The sequence below is a fragment of the Lysobacter sp. KACC 24251 genome, assembly GCF_057747755.1.
This window is the reverse complement of sequence record NZ_CM173222.1, coordinates 729,346-748,191: the sequence shown is the minus strand read 5'-3', so window position 1 is coordinate 748,191 and position 18,846 is coordinate 729,346. Positions and strand designations below refer to the sequence as shown.

The window sequence follows — 18,846 nt, the reverse complement described above, 5'->3', positions numbered from 1 at the left end:
AGCCTTGGGTGGTCGCCAGTGGTGGCCGGCGACGCAAGTACTGCTTACTTCAGCTCGACGGTCGCGCCGGCGGCCTCGAGGTCCTTCTTGAACTTCTCGGCGTCTTCCTTCGAAGCGCCTTCCTTCACCACGCCACCGGCCTCGGCCAGGTCCTTGGCTTCCTTCAGGCCCAGGCCCGTGATGGCGCGAACGGCCTTGATGACCTCGACCTTCTTGGCGCCGGCATCCTTCAGGATGACGTTGAACTCGGTCTGCTCTTCGACCGGGGCAGCGGCAGCAGCCGGACCGGCGGCCATCATGACCGGGGCGGCGGCGGTGACGCCGAACTTCTCTTCGATGGCCTTCACCAGGTCCATCACTTCCATCAGCGACTTGGCGGCGATGGCGTCGACGATCTGCTCGTTGGACAGGGACATTGCATTTACCTCTGGAAAATTGATCTTACGAATCGGTTAGTAGAGTCGCTTGCGCGGATCAGGCTTCGGCAGCAGCTTCGGCGGGGGCTTCTTCGCCACCACCCTGCTTGTCGGCCACGGCCTTGACGACGCGGGCGAACATCGAGGCCGGCTCGGCCAGGACGCGGGCCAGCATGGCCAGGGCCTGTTCGCGGGTCGGCAGCGACGCCAGCACGTCGACGTGCTCGGCGGGCAGCAGCTTGCCTTCCACCGACACGAGGCGCGGCTTGAGCTTGTCGTTGCCCTTGGCGGCATCCTTGATCAGACGACCGGCAGCGCCGGGTTCTTCCAGCGAGAACGCGTACAGCAGCGGACCGGTCAGGGCGTCCTGGACGACCTCGAACTCGGTACCGGCCACGGCACGCGACGCCAGCGTGTTCTTGACAACCTTCAAGTACACGCCGGTTTCGCGGGCCTTCTTGCGCATCGCGGTCATCTGACTGACCGTGGTGCCCGCGTACTCGGCTGCGACCAAGGAGTGCGCCTTGGCGGCGATTTCAGCCACCTCTGCGACTACATCTTGCTTCTGGGACAGATTGAGAGCCATTGCACTCCTCCAATTGAATTCCGCTTACGGCTCCTGCCGCGTGCGGTCCTGGGCGACACCAATCCCTGGCATCGGGGACGCCTTTCGGCATCCCGGTGGTGGCCACTCCAGAAAAATTTTCCAGAAGGCACCATCTACGCAGGTCGACCCGGAGGTCCGGATTAAGCAGCCCCGCTTCCACCGACGGCGATTCCCTGCCATGTCGAGCTTCCGTGCCCGTCGCCGGTAGGCGCTGACCGCACCTGCGGTCTTTGACGGCGGCCGCCCCGACCGGAGCCGGAGCGGTGCCCTCAAAAACGTGGACCGGGGTTACCCCCGACCCGACCCGCCCCGCGAACGGAGCGGAACAACGTGTTGCCGTGAAGCCTAATTACTTCAGGTTCAGCGACGACTGGTCGACAGTGATGCCGGGACCCATGGTCGAGCTGATCGACACCTTCTGCAGGTACTGACCCTTCGAGGTCGCCGGCTTGGCCTTGATCAGGTCAGCCAGCAGAGCCTGCAGGTTGTCCTTCAGCTTGCCGTCTTCGAAGTCGGCCTTGCCGATGGTGCAGTGGATGATGCCGGCCTTGTCGGTGCGGTAACGGACCTGGCCGCCCTTGGCGTTCTTCACCGCTTCGCCCGGGTTCGGGGACACGGTGCCGACCTTCGGGTTCGGCATCAGGCCGCGCGGGCCCAGGACGGTACCGAGCTTACCGACGACGCGCATGGCGTCCGGGGTGGCGATGACCACGTCGTAGTTCAGGTCGCCGGCCTGCATCTTCTCGGCCAGGTCGTCCATACCGACGGCCTCGGCGCCAGCGGCCAGGGCTTCGTCAGCCTTGGCGCCCGCCGGGGCGAACACGGCCACACGCACCGACTTGCCGGTACCGGCGGGCAGCACGGTCGAACCGCGGACCTGCTGGTCGGACTTCTTGGCGTCCACGCCCAGGCGCACGGCAACGTCGACGGACTCGACGAACTTGGCCTTGGTGGCGGTCTTGATGATCTTGATCGCGTCCTCGAAGGCGTACGACTTGCCCGGGACAACAGCGGCCTTGATGGCCTTTTCGCGCTTGGTCATTGCCATGTCTTAACCCTCCACCACCAGACCCATGCTGCGGGCAGAACCCGCAATCGTCTTAACCGCCGCCTCGAGGTCAGCCGCCGTCAGGTCGGCTTCCTTCTGCTGGGCGATGGCTTCGAGCTGGGCGCGGGTGACCTTGCCCACCTTGTCGGTGTTCGGGCGCTTGGAGCCGGAAGTGATGCCGGCAGCCTTCTTCAGCAGAACCGTGGCCGGGGTCGACTTGGTGACGAAGGTGAAGGTACGGTCCGAGTAGGCCGTGATGATGACCGGAGTCGGCAGACCCGGCTCGAGCTTGGAGGTCGCGGCGTTGAACGCCTTGCAGAACTCCATGATGTTCAGGCCGCGCTGACCGAGCGCCGGACCGACCGGCGGCGACGGGTTGGCCTGACCAGCCTTGACCTGCAACTTGATGTAACCGACTACTTTCTTAGCCATTTCTCTGTCTCCGGGTGCGAACGCCTGGACGTCAGGCTCCCCATCGCGCCGGGAAAATCACGTGTCCCGACATCACGTTTTGCTTGCGCAGGCAGCCGCCCGAAGGCGGCCGCAACTCCCACGGCGACTTGCGCTGGAGAGCGAGCCGCACACTATAGCAGGGTTTTGGTGTCACTGCAGGGCATTACGCGACTGGATCGGCCAGCGCGATTTCCAAGGGACAACCAACTGGACCGCTGCCCCGAGGGGTTTCGACGGTCGCCGACAACCCCAGGGCGGCCCTCGAAGGGTCAGGCCTTCTCGACCTGCCCGAATTCCAGCTCGACCGGGGTGGAGCGGCCGAAGATCAGCACCGCGACACGCAGGCGGCTCTTCTCGTAGTTGATCTCTTCCACGACGCCATTGAAGTCGTTGAACGGGCCGTCGACGACGCGGACCATCTCACCGGGCTCGAACAGCACCTTCGGACGCGGCTTCTCCACGCCTTCCTGAACGCGGTTCAGGATGGTGGCGGCCTCATGGTCGGCGATCGGCAGCGGCTTGTCGGCGGTGCCGCCGATGAAGCCCAGCACCTTCGGCGTTTCCTTGATGAGGTGCCAGCTCTCGCTGTCCATGCGCGGAATGCCGTTCTCGTCATGCGTGGCGATCTGCACCAGCACGTAGCCCGGGAAGAACTTGCGCTCGGAACGGCGCTTCTGGCCGGAGCGCATCTCCACGATTTCCTCGGTCGGCACCAGCACGTCGCCGAACTTGTCCTGCATGTCGGCGCGCACGATGCGGTCGCGCAGTGCCTGCGCCACCGACTTCTCGAAGCCGGAATAGGCGTGGACCACGTACCAGCGCTTGTTGCCTTCGTTCGTCACGTCGCTCATCTCCTCAGCGTCCCAGCAGCCACTTGACCGCGGCCTGGATGACCACGTCGAAACCGGCCAGGATCAGGCTCAGCACGGCGACGGCGATCATCACCACCCACGTCGTCTGCATGGCTTCCTGGCGCGTGGGCCAGACGACCTTGCGCAGTTCGAACTTGGATTCCGAGAGGAACTCCCGGGTCTGGATGCCCTTGGCGGTCAGCATGAACACGCCGGCGCCGGCCACGAGGCCGGCCACAACGAGCAGCGCACGCAGGCTACCGGCCCAATCGCTGAACCAGCTGTAGCCAAACAGGCCAGCGGCAACCAGCAGGATCGCGACGACATACTTGACGATGTCACCGGCGTTGGCGGAATTGGGTTGTTGAACGTTGCTGTTCATCCGACTCGTCGCACGCCCGCCGTGGCGGGCGCGTTGTCTTGAGGGAAGTCCAGCCACTGGGGCCGGGCTCTTGCGGACAGGCCCGCTACCAGGTGGCACGCCAGGAGGGACTCGAACCCCCAACCTGCGGTTTTGGAGACCGCTGCTCTGCCAATTGAGCTACTGGCGTATCGACTGGTTCCGAAAACAGCGAAGGCGGCCAGTGCCGCCATCGCCCTTTCCTGCTTCCCGACTAGGTCCGACCCGCGAGGGCCGGATGATCGGCGGGAGTCAACCCGACAGCCAGGCTGCCGGGTCAACAGGTCTTACTTGAGGATCTTGGCGACGACGCCGGCGCCGACGGTGCGGCCGCCTTCGCGGATCGCGAAGCGCAGGCCTTCGTCCATCGCCACCGGGTTGATCAGCGTCACGACCATCTTGACGTTGTCGCCCGGCATCACCATCTCCACGCCTTCCGGCAGCTGGCAGGCGCCAGTGATGTCGGTGGTGCGGAAGTAGAACTGCGGACGGTAGCCCTTGAAGAACGGGGTGTGGCGGCCGCCCTCGTCCTTCGACAGCACGTACACCTCGGCCTCGAACTCGGTGTGCGGCTTGATCGAACCCGGCTTGCACAGCACCTGGCCGCGCTCGACGTCATCACGCTTGGTGCCGCGCAGCAGCAGACCGGCGTTGTCGCCTGCCTGGCCCTGGTCCAGCAGCTTGCGGAACATCTCGACGCCGGTCACCGTCGTCTTCTGGGTCGGACGGATACCGACGATTTCGATTTCGTCACCGACCTTGATGATGCCGCGCTCGATGCGACCGGTCACCACGGTGCCGCGGCCCGAGATCGAGAACACGTCCTCGACCGGCATCAGGAACGGCTTGTCGATGTCGCGCTCCGGCTCCGGAATGAAGGTGTCCAGCGCCTCCACCAGCTTCAGGATCGACGGCACGCCGATCTCCGACTGGTCGCCTTCCAGCGCCAGGCGGGCCGAACCGTGGATGATCGGGGTGTCGTCGCCCGGGAAGTCGTACTTGGTCAGCAGCTCGCGCACTTCCATCTCGACCAGCTCGAGGAGCTCGGCGTCGTCCACCATGTCAGCCTTGTTCAGGTACACGACGATGTACGGCACGCCGACCTGACGCGACAGCAGGATGTGCTCGCGGGTCTGCGGCATCGGGCCGTCAGCGGCCGAGCACACCAGGATCGCGCCGTCCATCTGGGCGGCACCGGTGATCATGTTCTTCACGTAGTCGGCGTGGCCCGGGCAATCCACGTGCGCGTAGTGACGGGTCGGGGACTCGTATTCCACGTGCGCGGTCGAGATCGTGATGCCGCGCGCCTTCTCTTCCGGCGCCGCGTCGATCGCGTCGTATGCCTTGAACTCACCACCAAAACGCTCCGCGCCCACCTTGGTCAGCGCCGCGGTCAGCGTGGTCTTGCCGTGGTCAACGTGACCGATGGTGCCCACGTTCACGTGCGGCTTGGTGCGCTCGAACTTACCCTTGGCCATGGCTGCTTCTCAATGGTTGTGCGGATGCGTTTGAAAGATGGTGCTCACGAAAGGAATCGAACCTTCGACCTCCTCCTTACCAAGGAGGTGCTCTACCGACTGAGCTACGTGAGCACGTTGTACAAGCAAGTCAAACTGTCGCGGCAATCAATGGTGGAGCGGGAGACGGGAATCGAACCCGCGCTAGTAGCTTGGAAGGCTACAGTTCTACCATTGAACTACTCCCGCGCCGGACTGACCTGCTTGGGTACTGCGCCGGTGACTGGTAAGGCCGCCGGTTTACTGCAATCTCCGCCAGGCCACGTGGACCGGGTGAAGCTGGTGGAGGGAGGTGGATTCGAACCACCGAAGGCGTAAGCCAGCAGATTTACAGTCTGCCCCCGTTGGCCGCTTGGGTATCCCTCCGAAGAGCCCGCAATTCTGGCGGTGTTGATCGTGGAAGTCAACGCCTGAATGGCGAAATTTTTCGTCGTGTTCCCGGGCGGCGGGAAGGGTCGTCAATTCTAGCGCGAATCCCCTGCCCCTGCCGACCCGCGCGGGCTTCAGACGTTGAAGCGGAAGTGCAGGACATCGCCTTCCTGCACGCGGTACTCCTTGCCTTCCAGGCGCATGCGCCCGGCTTCGCGCGCGCCGGTTTCACCCCGGTACTTCAGGTAGTCGTCGTAACCGATGGTCTCGGCGCGGATGAAGCCCTTCTCGAAGTCGGTGTGGATGACGGCGGCGGCCTGTGGCGCCGTGGCGCCGGCCTTGAACGTCCACGCACGCACTTCCTTGACGCCGGCGGTGAAGTAGGTCTGCAGGCCAAGCAGCTTGTACGCGGCGCGGATCACGCGGTTCAGCCCCGGCTCCTCGAGGCCAAGGTCGGCGAGGAACGCGTCCCGATCCTCGTCTTCCAGCTGGCTCATCTCTTCCTCGATGGCGGCGCAGACGGCCACGACCTCGGCGCCCTCGGTAACCGCGCGGGCGCGCACGGCGTCCAGGTGCGGGTTGTTGTCGAAACCGTCCTCAAGCACGTTGGCGATGTACAGCACCGGCTTCAGGGTCAACAGGAACAGGTCGCGCAACAGTGCCTTGTCCTCGTCGGACAGGCCCAGCGAGCGGGCGGCCTTGCCGGCATCCAGGCCGGCGCGGACCCGGCCGAGCACTTCGGCGCGGGCCTTGGCGTCCTTGTCCCCGGTCTTGGCCGAGCGCTCGGCGCGCTGCAGGGCCTTTTCCACCGAATCGAGGTCGGCCAGGGCCAGCTCGGTGTCGATGGTGTCGATGTCGGCCAGCGGGTCGACCTTGTTGTTGACGTGGATGACGTCATCGTTTTCGAAGCAGCGCACCACGTGGGTGATGGCATCCACTTCGCGGATGTGCGCGAGGAACTTGTTGCCCAGGCCTTCGCCGCTCGCGGCGCCGGCCACCAGGCCGGCGATGTCGACGAATTCAACGGCGGTGGGGATCACGCGCTCGGGCTTGACGATCTCGGCCAGCGCGTTGAGGCGCGGGTCCGGCACCGGCACGACACCCACGTTGGGTTCGATGGTGCAGAACGGGAAGTTGGCCGCGGCGATGCCGGCCTTGGTCAGGGCGTTGAAGAGGGTCGACTTGCCGACGTTGGGCAGACCGACGATGCCGCACTTGATACCCATGACGCGTGTTCTCGCTCTGTTGTGGGCCGGCGGAACCGGACCCGGGAAATTGCGCTTGCCAGGAGGCAGGCTCGATGTTGCAGGTGGCCGCTTCCGGCGGCCGGGCGACGGGATGGCGCAGTCGCGGCCGGTCCCGCCGGGGTCATGTCCGGGCGGTGTGCAGCCGTTTCATGGCCTCGTTGGTGTCGCCGGCAACGGCCAGCGGCATGACATCTATGGCGTCGTCGATGGCGCGCAGGATCGCGGCCTCGTCGCCCTGCCCCGGACGGCCGAGCACCCACGGGGTGACCTTGTCCTTGTGGCCGGGGTGGCCGATGCCTACGCGCAGGCGGTGGAACTTGCCGTGTCCGAGCAGGCGGATGGTGTCGCGCAGGCCGTTCTGGCCGCCGTGGCCGCCATCGAACTTGAGGCGCGCGGTGCCGGGCGGCAGGTCGAGCTCGTCGTGCGCCAGCAGCGCTTCCTCGGGCTCGATCTTCCAGTAGCGCAGGGCGGCCGTGACCGACTTGCCGGACAGGTTCATGAAAGTCGCGGGCTTGAGCAGCCACACGTTCTGGCCGGCGATCTCCACCTTGGCGGTCTCGCCGAACAGCTTGGACTCCAGCCCAAAGCGCCCGCCGAACTTCTCCGCGAGGGCGTCAACAAACCAGAACCCGGCGTTGTGCCGGGTCCGGGTGTGTTCGGGTCCGGGATTGCCCAGCCCGACGATGAGGCGCAAACCAGCCATCGGTCATTCGCACGCGACCCCGACCGGACTGCCGGCCGGGGTGCGGGAGTGCGATTACTCCGCGGCTTCGCCTTCGGCGGCGCCTTCGGCTTCGACGCGGCCCGGCTTGGCGATCACGACGGCAACGTCGTGTTCCTTGCCCAGCTTCAGTTCCGGCAGCTCGACGCCCTTCGGCAGCTTGATCTGCGACAGGTGGACCACGTCACCCGACTTGATCGCGCCCAGGTCAACCTCGATGAACTCCGGCAGGTCCTTCGGCAGGCAGCTGACGGTGACTTCGTTGAGCTCGTGGGTGATGACCACGTCGGCGGCCTTGCCGGCCGGCGAGCTGTCCTGGTTCAGGAAGTGCAGCGGCACCGCGGCCTTCAGGGCCTGGTTGGCGTCCACGCGCTGGAAGTCCAGGTGCATGATGATCTGCTTGTACGGGTGGCGCTGCATGTCACGCAGCAGCACGCTCTCGACCTTGCCGTCGATGTCCAGGTTCAGGATCGAGGAGTAGAACCACTCGTTCTGCTGGGCGAGCCAGATCTTCTCGTGGTCAAGCTGGATGGCCTGCGGCTCGGACTTGCCGCCGTAGACGATGGCCGGGATCGAAGCAGCGTGGCGCAGGCGGCGGCTCGCACCCTTCCCCTCGACAGCGCGGCTCGTGGCCTTGATGGTGTGTTCGGACATTTCAGTTACTCACTTTGCTTGCATTGGCCCCGCCTTGCGGCGGGAAGGAACGCTCACCCGCGACCAGATGAGCGGTTTGCGGTCACGGCCGGGGCCGTCACCGCGGGTTCTGTCGTGCCCGCTGGCGTCAGTCGACGTACAGCGAGCTCACCGACTCGCCGAAGGCGACGCGGCGGATGGTTTCGGCCAGCAGCTCGGCCACGCTGAGCTGGCGGATCTTGCCGCAGGCGCGGGCCGCATCGGACAGGCGGATGGTGTCGGTGACCACCAGCTCGTCCAACTGCGACTTCATCACGTTGTCCAGGGCCGCGCCCGACAGCACCGGGTGGGTGCAGTAGGCGGCAACCTTGCGCGCGCCACGCTCCTTCAGGGCATTGGCGGCGGCGCACAGGGTGCCCGCGGTGTCGACGATGTCGTCCACCAGCACGCAGGTCTTGCCGTCGACATCACCGATGATGTTCATCACGGTGGCGACGTTGGCGCGCGGGCGGCGCTTGTCGATGATGGCCAGGTCGGCGTCGTCCAGGCGCTTGGCGATGGCGCGGGCGCGGACCACGCCCCCCACGTCCGGCGAGACCACCACCATGTTGTCGGTGCCGTGCGCGCGCCAGATGTCGGCCAGCAGCAGCGGCGAGGCGTAGACGTTGTCGACCGGCATGTCGAAGAAGCCCTGGATCTGGTCGGCGTGCAGGTCCACGGTCAGCACGCGGTCCGTGCCGACGGCGCCGAACATCTTGGCCGCGACCTTGGCGGTGATTGGCACGCGCGAGGAGCGCGGGCGGCGATCCTGGCGGGCATAGCCAAAGTACGGCACCACCGCGGTCACGCTGGCGGCGGAGGCGCGCTTGAGCGCGTCCACCAGCACCAGCAGCTCCATGAAGTTCTCCGCAGTGGGGGCGTTGGTCGGCTGGATGACGAACACTTCCTGGCGGCGCACGTTCTCCTCGATCTCCACCTGGACTTCGCCATCGGAGAAGCGACTGACCAGGGCCTTGCCCGGACGCACGCCCAACTCCTTGCACACGGCGTCGGCAAGCGGGCGGTTGGCGTTGCCGCTGAACACCAGCAGGTTGCGATCGGAATGCACGGGAAAACTCCAGCGGTTGCGGGCGTGGAATGGGGATTGGCAGGGGCGGTAGGATTCGAACCTACGAATGCCAGGATCAAAACCTGGTGCCTTGGGCCTCTTGGCGACGCCCCTGCGGTAACTCGTTTTTAATGGCAGTCTTCGAGCGTGGCGTGCAGCGGCGAACGCGCAGCGCCCGCGGCAACCCAGGCCTGCAGGCCGGAGGGCAGCGCCGCCAGCGCCGCCTCGGCCGATTCGCGCGTGGCGAATTCGACGAAGACCACGCTGCCGGACCCGGTGAGGCGTGGCGTGCCGACGTGCGACAGGGCCCGGAACACGGCATCGACTGCCGGTTCCCGCCCGCGCAACACCGGCTCGAACGCATTGCCGAGCGGTACACCCGAAACGAAGTCCGACATTGTCGCGGGCGCGGCATTGCGCGTCAAATCAGGAGACCGGAAAAGTGCTGCGGTCGGCGCATGCACACCCGGGGCCACGAGCAGGTACCACGCCGGTGGCAGGACGACGGGGCTGAGTTGGTCCCCCACCCCTTCGGCCCAGGCATTGTCTCCGCGCACGAAGACGGGCACATCGGCACCCAGCTTCAGGCCGATTGCGGCGAGCCTGTCGATGTCGAACCCCACCCCCCAGAGGTGGTTGAGCGCGACCAGCACGGTCGCAGCATCCGATGAGCCGCCGCCCAGGCCGCCGCCGGCAGGAATGCGCTTTTCGACGACGATATCCGCTCCTTGCGTGCAGTTGGCTTCCATTTGCAGCAACTTCGCCGCCCTGACCGTAAGGTCATCGGCCTCAGCCACGCCCACGACCGAGCCGCCGTGGCGCACGATCCGCCCGTCGGTGCGCGCCCGCAAGCGCAGGGTGTCACCCCACTCGAGGATGCGGAACACGCTCTGCAGCAGGTGGTAGCCGTCGGGACGACGGCCCACGATGCGCAGGAACAGGTTGACCTTGGCCGGGGCGGGCCAGACCGACCATGTGGGGCGGCCGGGGTCGGGGCTGGGTGTCCCGGCGGCCAGGGTGGCCACAGGCGGCGAATCAGCAGGCGGCGAAGTCACGGGCTGGCCACGCCGTCCGCTTGGCCCCACTGGTCGACGATCAGCCGCACGCGCGCGTCGCCACGGCGGGCGTCGATCCGGGCCGGCAAGGCCGTGACCTCACCCCCGTCGGGCCAGGTGTAGGCGATATCCCAGCCGCCCTGGGCGATGCGGGCGGGGCGCAGGCCAGGATCGAACTGGATGACGGCGGCACCCAGCGAGGGCGAGCGCAGGCCGCGCACCCAGTCGCCGAGCGCGGCCACGGGAATGTCCCAGCCGGTGGCCTCGCGTAGCAACAGTGCGGCATCCGGGCCCGTGCGCGCACCACCATCCAGGCCCTCGAGGCGCGCGGCGCCGGTGGAGCGGTCGACGTTGAGTTGCCAGCTCTGGCGCGTCACGGGGGCGCTGAGCGCCACTCGATACCCGCCGGCGTCCTGCGACCAGTCAATGCGGCCGCTGCCGCCGTTGCTGCCATTGGACACCGCGATGCGGCCGGCCAATGACCATGCGGCCTGACGCCCCAGGTCCGCCTCACGCGCCGACTGCTGGCGTTCGGCTGCGGCCTGCTGGCCGGGCGAGAGCACGCTGGTCGAAGGCAATGTGGCGCAGCCGGCCACGGCCAGCACGACGATGGACAGCGCGACGCGCCAAGTGGAATTCAAGCCGGAAGTCATGCGCCAACGTTCTCCAGTGCGCGCTTGAGCGAGCGGTTGTCGGGATCGAGCTTGCGACCTTCTTCGAAATATTTGCGGGCCTCATCGGTCTTGCCGAGTTTCCACAGCACCTCGCCCAGGTGCGCGGCAATCTCCGGGTCCTTCTGCAGGGTGAAAGCGCGCCGCAACTCCACCAGCGCGTCCTGCAGGCGGCCCAGGCGGTAAAGCACCCACCCGTAGCTGTCGATGATGGCCGCGTTGTCCGGTTCGGCAGTGCGCGCGCGATCGATCAGCTCCAGCGCTTCCTGGTGGCGGTCGGTGCGATCGGCCAGGGTATAACCCAAGGCATTGAGGGCGGCCACGCTGTCGGGCTCGACCACGAGGATCTTGCGGAAGTCCGCTTCGGCGCGCGCGATGTCGTCGCGGCGCTCCCAGCCCAGGGCACGGGCGTAAAGGATCTCGAGGTCATCGGGGAACGCAGCCAGTCCGCGGGCGAAGGCATCCAGCTCCCCGGCGTCATTGCGGTCCTTGGCCAGCAGCGAGGCCTCCAGCAGGTAGGCGTCGCGACGCGCTTCGTCCGGGGCGGCGCCGTCGGCCTGCAGGTCGCGCAGGGCCTTGTAGCCTTCCGCGCCACGGCCAAGTTCGTGCAGCACGTTGGCGGTGCGCAGTCGCGCCAGCCAGCGCAGCGGGCCGCTGGGAACGCCGCTGTACCAGTCGATGGCCTGCTCGTGGCGGTCGAGGAATTCAGCGATCTGGCCCAGCAGCAGGCGGCGCTGCGGATCCGGGCGGGAGGCGCCGCGGGCCAGTTCGTCGTAGAGCCGACCCAGGCCTTCCTTGTCTTCGGCACGAGCCAGCAATGCCGCGCGATGGGCGTAGCTCTCGTCGTCCTGCGGGCCAGCGGCGAGGATGGTTTCAGCGCGGCGCGGATCGCCCAGTTGGGCATATTCCTGCGCCAGTGCGAGGCGCAGGCCGGCGTCGGACGCGGCACGGTCGACGACGGCGTCCAGCGCCGCCTTCGCTTCCTCGGTCTTGCCGGACTCACGCAACTGGCTGGCGCGCAACAGGGCCACGCGGGGTTCACCCGGGAAACGGCGCACCACCTCGGCGACGATGCGTTCGGCGAGCCCGGCCTGGTCGAGGCGCTGGGCCAGTCCACCGAAGGCGAGCCAGGCCTGCAAGTCATTGGGCAGCAACTTGCGATCAAGAATGTGAGTCAGCAGGCGGGACGACTGCGCCGGCTCACCGGCCCCACTGCCCAGCACGGAAAGTGCATGGCGCCAGCCTTCCTGGTCACCACTGTGCAGGAGCGATGTCAGGTGCTTGCGCGCTGCGCGCTCCTGGCCCTTGCGCAACGCCAGGGTGGCCTCGGCGGCGGTCAGACCGTGACCGCTTCCCCCCAGGCGGCGCCACAGCGCGAGTGCCTCGGCGGCACGGGCGTCGTCCTTGGCCAACAGTGCGATGCGCGTGGCGCGCTCGGCCAGGGCCCGATCCTGCGAGGTACGGGCGGCGTCGAGATACCACCGAGTCGCCTCATCGAGCTTGCCCGACTGCAGGGCGAATTCGCCGGCCAACAGCGGCTCGATTGCCTCCCCGACCGGGTCGGTCGCGGGCGCGGTCGGGGGGGGCGCAGCCTGGACGGCACCCGCCAGACTGAGCGCTACGAGAACGGCGACGGCAGTGGAACGCACGGTAACGGGCATGGGAGGGGTTCGGGCCGGTAGAATGGCGGCCCACGGTAGCCAGCAGCTTATCGCAAGCACCTGAACGGAAGTCCGACCGATCCATGAGCCTGTTCGTCCTCGGCCTCAACCACCAGACCGCGCCGGTGAGCCTGCGTGAGCGGGTGTCGTTTTCCGGCGACGGGGTGACCTCGGCGCTGGAGGCGCTGCGCGGGCTGCCCACGGTGCGGGAGGTGGCGTTGTTGTCCACCTGCAACCGCACCGAGCTGTATGCGGTGACCGACGATGACGGCGTGGCGCTGGCCGACTGGCTTTCGACCCACGGCACCGGCAACGCCGACCTGGACGCCTACCTGTACCGCCACCGCGACTCCGAAGCCGTGCGCCACCTGTTCCGCGTGGCCACCGGGCTGGATTCCCTGGTGCTGGGCGAGCCGCAGATCCTGGGCCAGGTGAAGGACGCATGGGCCGCCGCACGCAACGCCGGCAGCCTGGGGACGCAACTTGACCGGCTGTTCCAGCAGGCGTTCTCCACCGCCAAGCGCGCACGCACGGACACCCGCATCGGTGCCAATCCGGTGTCGGTGGCGTCGGCGGCGGTGCGGCTGGCGCAGGAATCGTTTGCGCGTATCGAGGACTCCACGGTGCTGCTGATCGGCGCCGGCGAAACCATCGAGTTGGCGGCGCGGCACCTCGTACAGGTCAAGCCCAAGCGCCTGCTGGTGGCCAACCGCACCCTCGCCCACGCCCAGGAGCTGGCCAGCCGTCACGGCGGCGTGGCGCTGCCGCTGACCGAACTGGAGCGCCACCTGGCCGAGGCCGACGTGGTGTTCTCCGCCACGGCGGCGCGCGACCCGATCCTGCACAAGCCGCATGTGGCGGCAGCGCTGTCGGCACGCAAGCATCGGCCGATGTTGCTGCTGGACCTGGCGGTACCGCGTGACATCGCCACCGACGTGGCCGACTTGCGTGACGTGTTCCTGTACACGGTTGACGACCTGGAGCGCGCGATCGAGGACAACCGTCGCGGGCGCCGCGAAGCGGCCGCCGAAGCCGAGGCCATCGTCGACCTGCAGGTGGCGCGCTTCGTCGAGACCATGGCGGCCAGCACGCGGACCGCGCCGCTCAAGCGCCTGCGCGCGCATGGCGAAGCGGCCAAGGCCGAGGCATTGTCGAAGGCGCGGCAGCAGCTCGCCTCCGGCCAGGACCCCTCGGAAGTGCTCGACTTCCTTGCCCACACGCTGACCAACCGGCTGCTGCATGCGCCGACGATTGCATTGCGCGAAGCCGCGCTGACCGGCAACCACGACCTGGCCCGCGCTGCCGATCGGATGTTCCCCGCCCCCACCCCATCCCAAGATCCCGGAACGAACCCGCCCGATGACGCCGACCCTGCGCCGTAAGCTCGAAGCACTCGCCGAGCGGCGCGAGGAACTGGAACGCATGCTGGCCGACCCTGCGGTGATCGGCGATGCGGCGCGCTTCCGCCGGTACTCGCGCGAGTTCGCGCAGTTGGAACCGGTGGCCACAGCGCTGGCCGCCGAGGCGCAGGCCAAGCGCGACCTGGAAGCTGCGCAGGCGATGCGCAACGACCCCGCACTGCGCGATGACGCCGCCATGCGCGAACTGGCCGACGAGGAAATGGCCAGCGCGAGCGCGCGGCTGGAAGCGCTGGACGCGGAGTTGCTCGCGCACCTGATCCCGCGCGATCCCCGCGACGACGGCGACATCTATCTCGAAGTACGCGCGGGGACCGGGGGTGACGAGGCGGCGATCTTCGCCGGCGACCTGTTCCGCATGTATGCCCGGTACGCCGAGCGACAGGGCTGGCGCGTCGAAGTGGAGTCGGCCAACCCCGGCGAACACGGGGGCTTCAAGGAAGTGATCGCGCTGGTGCAGGGCGCGGGGGCGTATTCAAAGCTCAAGTTCGAGTCCGGCACCCACCGCGTGCAACGCGTGCCGGCGACGGAATCGCAGGGCCGCATCCACACTTCAGCGGCAACGGTGGCGATCATTCCGGTCGAGCCGGAGGGCGAGCCGATCGAGCTCAACCCTGCCGACCTGAGGGTGGATACCTTCCGCTCCTCCGGCGCGGGCGGACAGCACGTCAACAAGACCGACTCGGCCATCCGCATCACCCACCTGCCCACCGGCGTGGTGGTGGAGAGCCAGACCGAGCGGAGCCAGCACGCCAACCGCGACAAGGCGATGAAGCGCCTCTCGGCCATGCTCGCCGAAGCCCAGGCCGCCAAAGCCGCCGCCGTCGTGGCCGAGACGCGCAAGCTGCAGGTCGGCAGCGGCGACCGCAGCCAGCGCATCCGCACGTACAACTTCCCGCAGGGGCGGATCACCGACCACCGTGTGGAGGGCCTGACCCTGTACGACCTGCCCAACGTGATGACGGGGGATCTCGATGCGTTGGTCAGCCGGCTGCAGCAGGAACACCAGGCCGACGAGCTGGCACGCCTGACGGCGAACGCATGAGCGGTACAGGCCGCGATCCAGTCGGTGAAGCGCGGCAAGCGGTGGAGCGTGAGCCCGGAAATGCCATCGCGTGGGTCCTGCTGGCCGACGAAGCCCTGGATGCCGGCGATGCGGGCACGGGCGAATCCGCGGCCCTTCGCGCGCTGGCATTGGCGCCCGGCCATCCCGAGGCACTGGCGCGGCTCGGACGCGCGCAGTGGGTGCAACGCCGCTTCGAGGAGGCCGCGCGGAGCTTGCGGGCTGCCATGGCCGCGGCGCCGAGGCATCCGGGCATCGCACTCTGGTTGGGGCACGTGCTGGAAGACACCGGCGAAGCCGAGTCGGCAGCCGAAGCGTATGCCCACGCCCACGCACTGGCGCCGGGACAGCCCCAACTGGCCGCTTACCGCCTGGCCTGGCAGCGCAAGCTGTGTGACTGGCGCGATCTCGAAGCGCTGTCCCAGCAGGTGCGAGACGCGGTGCGCGCCGGTTCCGCCGCTGTGGAGCCGTTCGCGTTTCTCAGCGAGGACGCTGGACCCGACGAGCAATTGCGCTGCGCCCAGTTGCGTGCGGCGCCGCTGGCACGCGCGACCGTGACGTTTCCCCCGTTGCCGCCGGCAGCGAAGGACGCTCCGGTGCGATTGGGCCTGCTGTCCAACGGGTTTGGCGCGCACCCCACCGGGCTGCTGACGGTGGCGATGCTGGAGGCGCTGCGCCCCGTGGCGGGGGTCGAAGTCCACGTGTTCGCGCTGAACGCCGACGACGGCAGCGCCGTGGGTTCGCGTTTGAGGGCGGCCGCGCACGAGTGGCACGAGGTACATGCGCTCGCCCACGCCCGCGTGGCATCGCGGATCCGCGCGGCCGGCATCGAGGTACTGGTGGACCTGCGCGGCTGGGGCGGCGGAGGCGCGCCGGAAGCGCTGGCGATGCGCCCAGCACCCGTCCAGGTAAGTTGGTTGGCCTATCCCGGCACCACCGGCGCGCCGTGGATCGACTATGTCATCGCAGACCGGTTCGTGCTGCCCCCGTCACTGGCCGCGCATTTCAGCGAACAGGTGGTGCGCCTGCCGCGCTGCTTCCAGCCTTCCGACAACCAACGGCCCATTCCAACCCCACCGGCGCGCGAGGCCTGCGGACTGCCGACCCAGGGCGTGGTGTTCTGCTGTTTCAACAACAGCTACAAGCTCAACCCGCGCAGCATCGGGCGCGCGCTCAAGGTGCTGGAGGGCGTTCCCGGCAGCGTGCTGTGGCTGCTCTCGGGGCCCGGTCGTGCCGACGCCCGGCTGCGCGCCATCGCCGCCGAGCACGGTGTCGCCCCGCAACGGCTGGTATTCATGCGCAAGCAACCGCACCCCGAGTACCTGGCGCGCCTGCGGCACGCAGACCTGTTCCTCGACACACACCCCTACAACGCGCATACGACGGCATCGGATGCGCTGTGGGCGGGCTGCCCGGTCCTTACGTGCCCTGGCGACACGTTCGCCTCCCGCGTGGCAGGCAGCCTCAACCACCACCTCGGCATGCACTCCATGAACGTCGAGGACGATGCGGCCTTCATCCGTACCGCGGTTGCCCTCGGCAACGCGCCGGAGCAACTGGCGGGGCTACGCACCACGCTCATGGAGCGGCGGACTTCATCGGGCCTGTTCGACATGCCCGGCTTCGCCGCCGACTTTGCGGCGACCGTTCGCTGGATGGCACACCGGCATCGGCAGGGTTTACGGCCGGAACCGCACGACTTCGGCTGAGCCAGTGCCACGGGCTGGACGCCCCCCGCCCCCCTCGGGTTAGGCTGCGTGCGTGCCAGGAAGGAGTCCGCCGATGCCTCTCGCCACCACCCTGCGCCTGCTGGCGCTTGCACGCGGCCTCAACGCCGCCGACATCGCCACGGCGATCCCGCGCGCGGGCGTGGAAACGGTCAGCGCCTGGTTGCGCGGCGAGAAGAGCCCCGGGCGCGACCAGCTGGACGCCCTGGCCCGCACGTTCGGTGTACCCGTCGGCGCGCTGCTGTCGGAACTGGCCAGCACCCTCGACCCGGCGCGAACCACCGGAGAACACGAACTGCTGGCTGCATACCGCGCCCTCGGCACGCGCCAGCAGGGTGCTTTGCTCGAGGTCGCCTGCGCGATGGCGGGCAATGCACGGCGCCGGCCGCGCGCCGATGATGCGCCCCTCCCCGCAGGCACCGCTCGCCAGACCGCGACGCGCGCCGCACCCGCCAAGCCACGCAAGCCGGCAACCCGCGCGTGAGTGGTCTCAAGCGCAAGGATTACGAAGCCGCCCTCGAGCCGATGAAGCTGGAGCTGGTGGCGATGGCGCACTGGGTGCAGCACACGGGCCAGCGGCTGGTGGTGCTGTTCGAGGGCCGGGACACCGCGGGCAAGGGTGGCGCGATCAACGCGATCGCCGACACCCTCAACCCCCGCCAATGCCACATCGCGGCGCTGCCCAAGCCCAGCGAACGCGAAGCCATGCAGTGGTACTTCCAGCGCTACTCGGCCCATCTGCCTGCGGCTGGCGAAATCACCCTGTTCGATCGCAGCTGGTACAACCGCGCCGGCGTGGAACAGGTGATGGGTTTCGCTACGCCCGCGCAGGTCAAGGCTTTCCTGAAGCAGGCGCCGGTATTCGAGAAACTGCTGGTGGACGACGGCATCCTGCTGTTCAAGTACTGGCTGTCCTGTGACCAGGCCGAGCAGGAAGAGCGGTTCGCCGAGCGGCGGCAGGACCCACTGAAGCGCTGGAAGTTGTCACCGATCGATGTGCAGGCGCGCGAGCGCTACGTCGAGTACACCCGGGCGCGCGAAGCGATGCTCAAGGCCACCCACACCGAGGATGCGCCTTGGACGCTGGTCGACTTCAACGACCAGCGTCGCGGCCGACTGACCCTGATCCGCAACCTGCTGGACCGCCTGCCCGACACCCGCGTGCCCCCGAATGGCATGGAACTGCCGCCGTTGCAGGGCAAGCCGCGCAAGGAGCGGTATGGGGTGCTCAAGCCGATTCCGGACTACCCGGTCGGCTGAGCCGCGTCAGCCGGCTTTGGGGCCGCCTGCCTTGGCAATGGCCGCCTCGATACTCTTGGCGGTGACCGGCCCCAGCACCTTGTCCACCACCTTGCCGTCGGGCCCGATCAGATAGGTCATCGGCAGCCCACGCGGCGTGTCGAAATCCTTGGGCGGATCGAAGGTGTCGACGATGGCGATCGGGTACACCACCGGGTGCTCCTTGAGGAACGCCTGCATCGCATCGGCATCGATTTCCTCGTAGGCCAGGCCGATCACCTCGATGTGGTCGCGCAGGGCATCCAGCGCGGACAATTCAGGCATTTCCTTCAGGCACGGGCCGCACCAGGTGGCCCAGAAGTTGACGACCACCCACTTGCCCCGGTGCGCGGCCAGGTCGTACGGCGTGCCGTCGACCAGGGGCAGCTTGAGCGTGGGCATGACGGGGGTTGCCGCTGCATCCGGAGAGGCGGCCGTCACCGCATCTCCTGCAGCGTCCGTCGCGGGGGACGCCTGTTGCGGCGCGGGCGACGCAGTCCCGGGCTTGGCCGCGGCCTGCTCAGGCGCCTGCTGACGCGGCCCGCAGGCCGCCAGCAGGCAGATGGATGCGGCCATCGCCGCAGCACGCAAATGCAACATCGG

20 protein-coding genes and 5 tRNA genes are annotated in these 18,846 nt (G+C 67.9%); 5 read left to right on the top strand and 20 right to left on the bottom strand.

Annotated features, from left to right (window positions below; translation table 11 throughout):
• Positions 1–44 precede the first annotated feature (44 nt).
• The 19 genes from rplL to AC3ARF_RS03405 form a co-directional block, all read right to left on the bottom strand.
• Positions 45–416: a 50S ribosomal protein L7/L12 gene (gene rplL / locus AC3ARF_RS03495; protein WP_498930320.1), complete on the bottom strand. Its 372-nt coding sequence runs from the start codon at positions 414–416 to the stop codon at positions 45–47.
• 58 nt (positions 417–474) lie between these two features.
• Positions 475–1,002, bottom strand: a complete 528-nt coding sequence (rplJ, locus tag AC3ARF_RS03490; RefSeq protein ID WP_498930318.1) for a 50S ribosomal protein L10 — start codon at positions 1,000–1,002, stop codon at positions 475–477.
• A 370-nt stretch (positions 1,003–1,372) separates the two neighbouring features.
• Entirely contained in the window at positions 1,373–2,071 is a 699-nt protein-coding gene (rplA, locus tag AC3ARF_RS03485) for a 50S ribosomal protein L1 (RefSeq protein ID WP_036140055.1), read from the bottom strand.
• 3 nt (positions 2,072–2,074) lie between these two features.
• Positions 2,075–2,503, bottom strand: a complete 429-nt coding sequence (gene rplK, locus AC3ARF_RS03480) for a 50S ribosomal protein L11 (RefSeq protein ID WP_498930315.1) — start codon at positions 2,501–2,503, stop codon at positions 2,075–2,077.
• 290 nt (positions 2,504–2,793) lie between these two features.
• On the bottom strand, positions 2,794–3,375 hold the full coding sequence (gene nusG / locus AC3ARF_RS03475) for a transcription termination/antitermination protein NusG (protein ID WP_498930313.1): 582 nt from the start codon (positions 3,373–3,375) through the stop codon (positions 2,794–2,796).
• A gap of 4 nt (positions 3,376–3,379) precedes the next feature.
• Entirely contained in the window at positions 3,380–3,757 is a 378-nt protein-coding gene (secE, locus tag AC3ARF_RS03470; protein ID WP_498930311.1) for a preprotein translocase subunit SecE, read from the bottom strand.
• A 93-nt stretch (positions 3,758–3,850) separates the two neighbouring features.
• Positions 3,851–3,926 (bottom strand) — tRNA-Trp (locus AC3ARF_RS03465).
• Positions 3,927–4,062: 136 nt separating this feature from the next.
• Entirely contained in the window at positions 4,063–5,253 is a 1,191-nt protein-coding gene (tuf, locus tag AC3ARF_RS03460; protein WP_498930309.1) for an elongation factor Tu, read from the bottom strand.
• A 38-nt stretch (positions 5,254–5,291) separates the two neighbouring features.
• A tRNA-Thr gene (locus tag AC3ARF_RS03455) sits at positions 5,292–5,367 on the bottom strand.
• Between the two features lie 40 nt (positions 5,368–5,407).
• Positions 5,408–5,481 (bottom strand) — tRNA-Gly (locus AC3ARF_RS03450).
• Between the two features lie 91 nt (positions 5,482–5,572).
• Positions 5,573–5,658 (bottom strand) — tRNA-Tyr (locus AC3ARF_RS03445).
• A gap of 137 nt (positions 5,659–5,795) precedes the next feature.
• Positions 5,796–6,887, bottom strand: coding sequence for a redox-regulated ATPase YchF (ychF, locus tag AC3ARF_RS03440; protein ID WP_498930307.1), 1,092 nt, complete (start codon positions 6,885–6,887; stop codon positions 5,796–5,798).
• Positions 6,888–7,029: 142 nt separating this feature from the next.
• Positions 7,030–7,611: an aminoacyl-tRNA hydrolase gene (gene pth / locus AC3ARF_RS03435; protein ID WP_498930305.1), complete on the bottom strand. Its 582-nt coding sequence runs from the start codon at positions 7,609–7,611 to the stop codon at positions 7,030–7,032.
• A gap of 54 nt (positions 7,612–7,665) precedes the next feature.
• The gene (locus tag AC3ARF_RS03430; RefSeq protein WP_498930303.1) at positions 7,666–8,283 is read right to left on the bottom strand and encodes a 50S ribosomal protein L25/general stress protein Ctc; all 618 of its coding nucleotides are present in this window, start codon (positions 8,281–8,283) and stop codon (positions 7,666–7,668) included.
• A 127-nt stretch (positions 8,284–8,410) separates the two neighbouring features.
• Positions 8,411–9,370 (bottom strand): ribose-phosphate diphosphokinase, encoded by a 960-nt coding sequence (locus tag AC3ARF_RS03425; protein ID WP_498930302.1) that lies wholly within the window; start codon positions 9,368–9,370, stop codon positions 8,411–8,413.
• Between the two features lie 37 nt (positions 9,371–9,407).
• Positions 9,408–9,484: transfer RNA gene (locus tag AC3ARF_RS03420), tRNA-Gln, on the bottom strand.
• 14 nt (positions 9,485–9,498) lie between these two features.
• The gene (ispE, locus tag AC3ARF_RS03415; RefSeq protein ID WP_498931740.1) at positions 9,499–10,386 is read right to left on the bottom strand and encodes a 4-(cytidine 5'-diphospho)-2-C-methyl-D-erythritol kinase; all 888 of its coding nucleotides are present in this window, start codon (positions 10,384–10,386) and stop codon (positions 9,499–9,501) included.
• Positions 10,387–10,421: 35 nt separating this feature from the next.
• Positions 10,422–11,078, bottom strand: a complete 657-nt coding sequence (gene lolB / locus AC3ARF_RS03410) for a lipoprotein insertase outer membrane protein LolB (protein ID WP_498930300.1) — start codon at positions 11,076–11,078, stop codon at positions 10,422–10,424.
• The gene (locus AC3ARF_RS03405; RefSeq protein WP_498930298.1) at positions 11,075–12,757 is read right to left on the bottom strand and encodes a tetratricopeptide repeat protein; all 1,683 of its coding nucleotides are present in this window, start codon (positions 12,755–12,757) and stop codon (positions 11,075–11,077) included. The genes lolB and AC3ARF_RS03405 overlap by 4 nt, the downstream gene beginning before the upstream one ends.
• A gap of 83 nt (positions 12,758–12,840) precedes the next feature.
• On the opposite strand from AC3ARF_RS03405, the gene hemA reads away from it, so the two are divergent.
• The 5 genes from hemA (at position 12,841) to ppk2 (ending at position 18,225) form a co-directional block, all read left to right on the top strand.
• A complete protein-coding gene (gene hemA / locus AC3ARF_RS03400) occupies positions 12,841–14,139 on the top strand; it encodes a glutamyl-tRNA reductase (protein WP_498930296.1) in 1,299 nt (432 codons plus the stop codon).
• Entirely contained in the window at positions 14,117–15,220 is a 1,104-nt protein-coding gene (gene prfA / locus AC3ARF_RS03395) for a peptide chain release factor 1 (protein WP_498930294.1), read from the top strand. The genes hemA and prfA overlap by 23 nt, the downstream gene beginning before the upstream one ends.
• Positions 15,217–16,947 (top strand): O-linked N-acetylglucosamine transferase, SPINDLY family protein, encoded by a 1,731-nt coding sequence (locus AC3ARF_RS03390; RefSeq protein ID WP_498930292.1) that lies wholly within the window; start codon positions 15,217–15,219, stop codon positions 16,945–16,947. The genes prfA and AC3ARF_RS03390 overlap by 4 nt, the downstream gene beginning before the upstream one ends.
• A 73-nt stretch (positions 16,948–17,020) precedes the next feature.
• Complete coding sequence (locus AC3ARF_RS03385; protein WP_498930289.1) at positions 17,021–17,449, top strand: helix-turn-helix domain-containing protein; 429 nt, start codon at positions 17,021–17,023, stop codon at positions 17,447–17,449.
• Positions 17,446–18,225: a polyphosphate kinase 2 gene (ppk2, locus tag AC3ARF_RS03380; protein WP_498930288.1), complete on the top strand. Its 780-nt coding sequence runs from the start codon at positions 17,446–17,448 to the stop codon at positions 18,223–18,225. The genes AC3ARF_RS03385 and ppk2 overlap by 4 nt, the downstream gene beginning before the upstream one ends.
• 6 nt (positions 18,226–18,231) lie before the next feature.
• Here ppk2 and AC3ARF_RS03375 read toward each other — a convergent pair whose 3' ends face one another.
• Entirely contained in the window at positions 18,232–18,843 is a 612-nt protein-coding gene (locus AC3ARF_RS03375) for a TlpA family protein disulfide reductase (RefSeq protein WP_498930286.1), read from the bottom strand.
• Positions 18,844–18,846: the final 3 nt, after the last annotated feature.

Excerpts from the sequence above, each read along its gene's own strand:
- rplL (WP_498930320.1), bottom strand. The coding sequence starts at position 416 with ATGTCCCTGTCCAACGAGCAGATCGTCGACGCCATCGCCGCCAAGTCG.
- rplJ (WP_498930318.1), bottom strand. The coding sequence starts at position 1,002 with ATGGCTCTCAATCTGTCCCAGAAGCAAGATGTAGTCGCAGAGGTGGCT.
- rplA (WP_036140055.1), bottom strand. The coding sequence starts at position 2,071 with ATGGCAATGACCAAGCGCGAAAAGGCCATCAAGGCCGCTGTTGTCCCG.
- rplK (WP_498930315.1), bottom strand. The coding sequence starts at position 2,503 with ATGGCTAAGAAAGTAGTCGGTTACATCAAGTTGCAGGTCAAGGCTGGT.
- nusG (WP_498930313.1), bottom strand. The coding sequence starts at position 3,375 with ATGAGCGACGTGACGAACGAAGGCAACAAGCGCTGGTACGTGGTCCAC.
- secE (WP_498930311.1), bottom strand. The coding sequence starts at position 3,757 with ATGAACAGCAACGTTCAACAACCCAATTCCGCCAACGCCGGTGACATC.
- tuf (WP_498930309.1), bottom strand. The coding sequence starts at position 5,253 with ATGGCCAAGGGTAAGTTCGAGCGCACCAAGCCGCACGTGAACGTGGGC.
- ychF (WP_498930307.1), bottom strand. The coding sequence starts at position 6,887 with ATGGGTATCAAGTGCGGCATCGTCGGTCTGCCCAACGTCGGCAAGTCG.
- pth (WP_498930305.1), bottom strand. The coding sequence starts at position 7,611 with ATGGCTGGTTTGCGCCTCATCGTCGGGCTGGGCAATCCCGGACCCGAA.
- AC3ARF_RS03430 (WP_498930303.1), bottom strand. The coding sequence starts at position 8,283 with ATGTCCGAACACACCATCAAGGCCACGAGCCGCGCTGTCGAGGGGAAG.
- lolB (WP_498930300.1), bottom strand. The coding sequence starts at position 11,078 with ATGACTTCCGGCTTGAATTCCACTTGGCGCGTCGCGCTGTCCATCGTC.
- AC3ARF_RS03405 (WP_498930298.1), bottom strand. The coding sequence starts at position 12,757 with ATGCCCGTTACCGTGCGTTCCACTGCCGTCGCCGTTCTCGTAGCGCTC.
- hemA (WP_498930296.1), top strand. The coding sequence starts at position 12,841 with ATGAGCCTGTTCGTCCTCGGCCTCAACCACCAGACCGCGCCGGTGAGC.
- prfA (WP_498930294.1), top strand. The coding sequence starts at position 14,117 with ATGACGCCGACCCTGCGCCGTAAGCTCGAAGCACTCGCCGAGCGGCGC.
- AC3ARF_RS03390 (WP_498930292.1), top strand. The coding sequence starts at position 15,217 with ATGAGCGGTACAGGCCGCGATCCAGTCGGTGAAGCGCGGCAAGCGGTG.
- AC3ARF_RS03385 (WP_498930289.1), top strand. The coding sequence starts at position 17,021 with ATGCCTCTCGCCACCACCCTGCGCCTGCTGGCGCTTGCACGCGGCCTC.
- AC3ARF_RS03375 (WP_498930286.1), bottom strand. The coding sequence starts at position 18,843 with ATGTTGCATTTGCGTGCTGCGGCGATGGCCGCATCCATCTGCCTGCTG.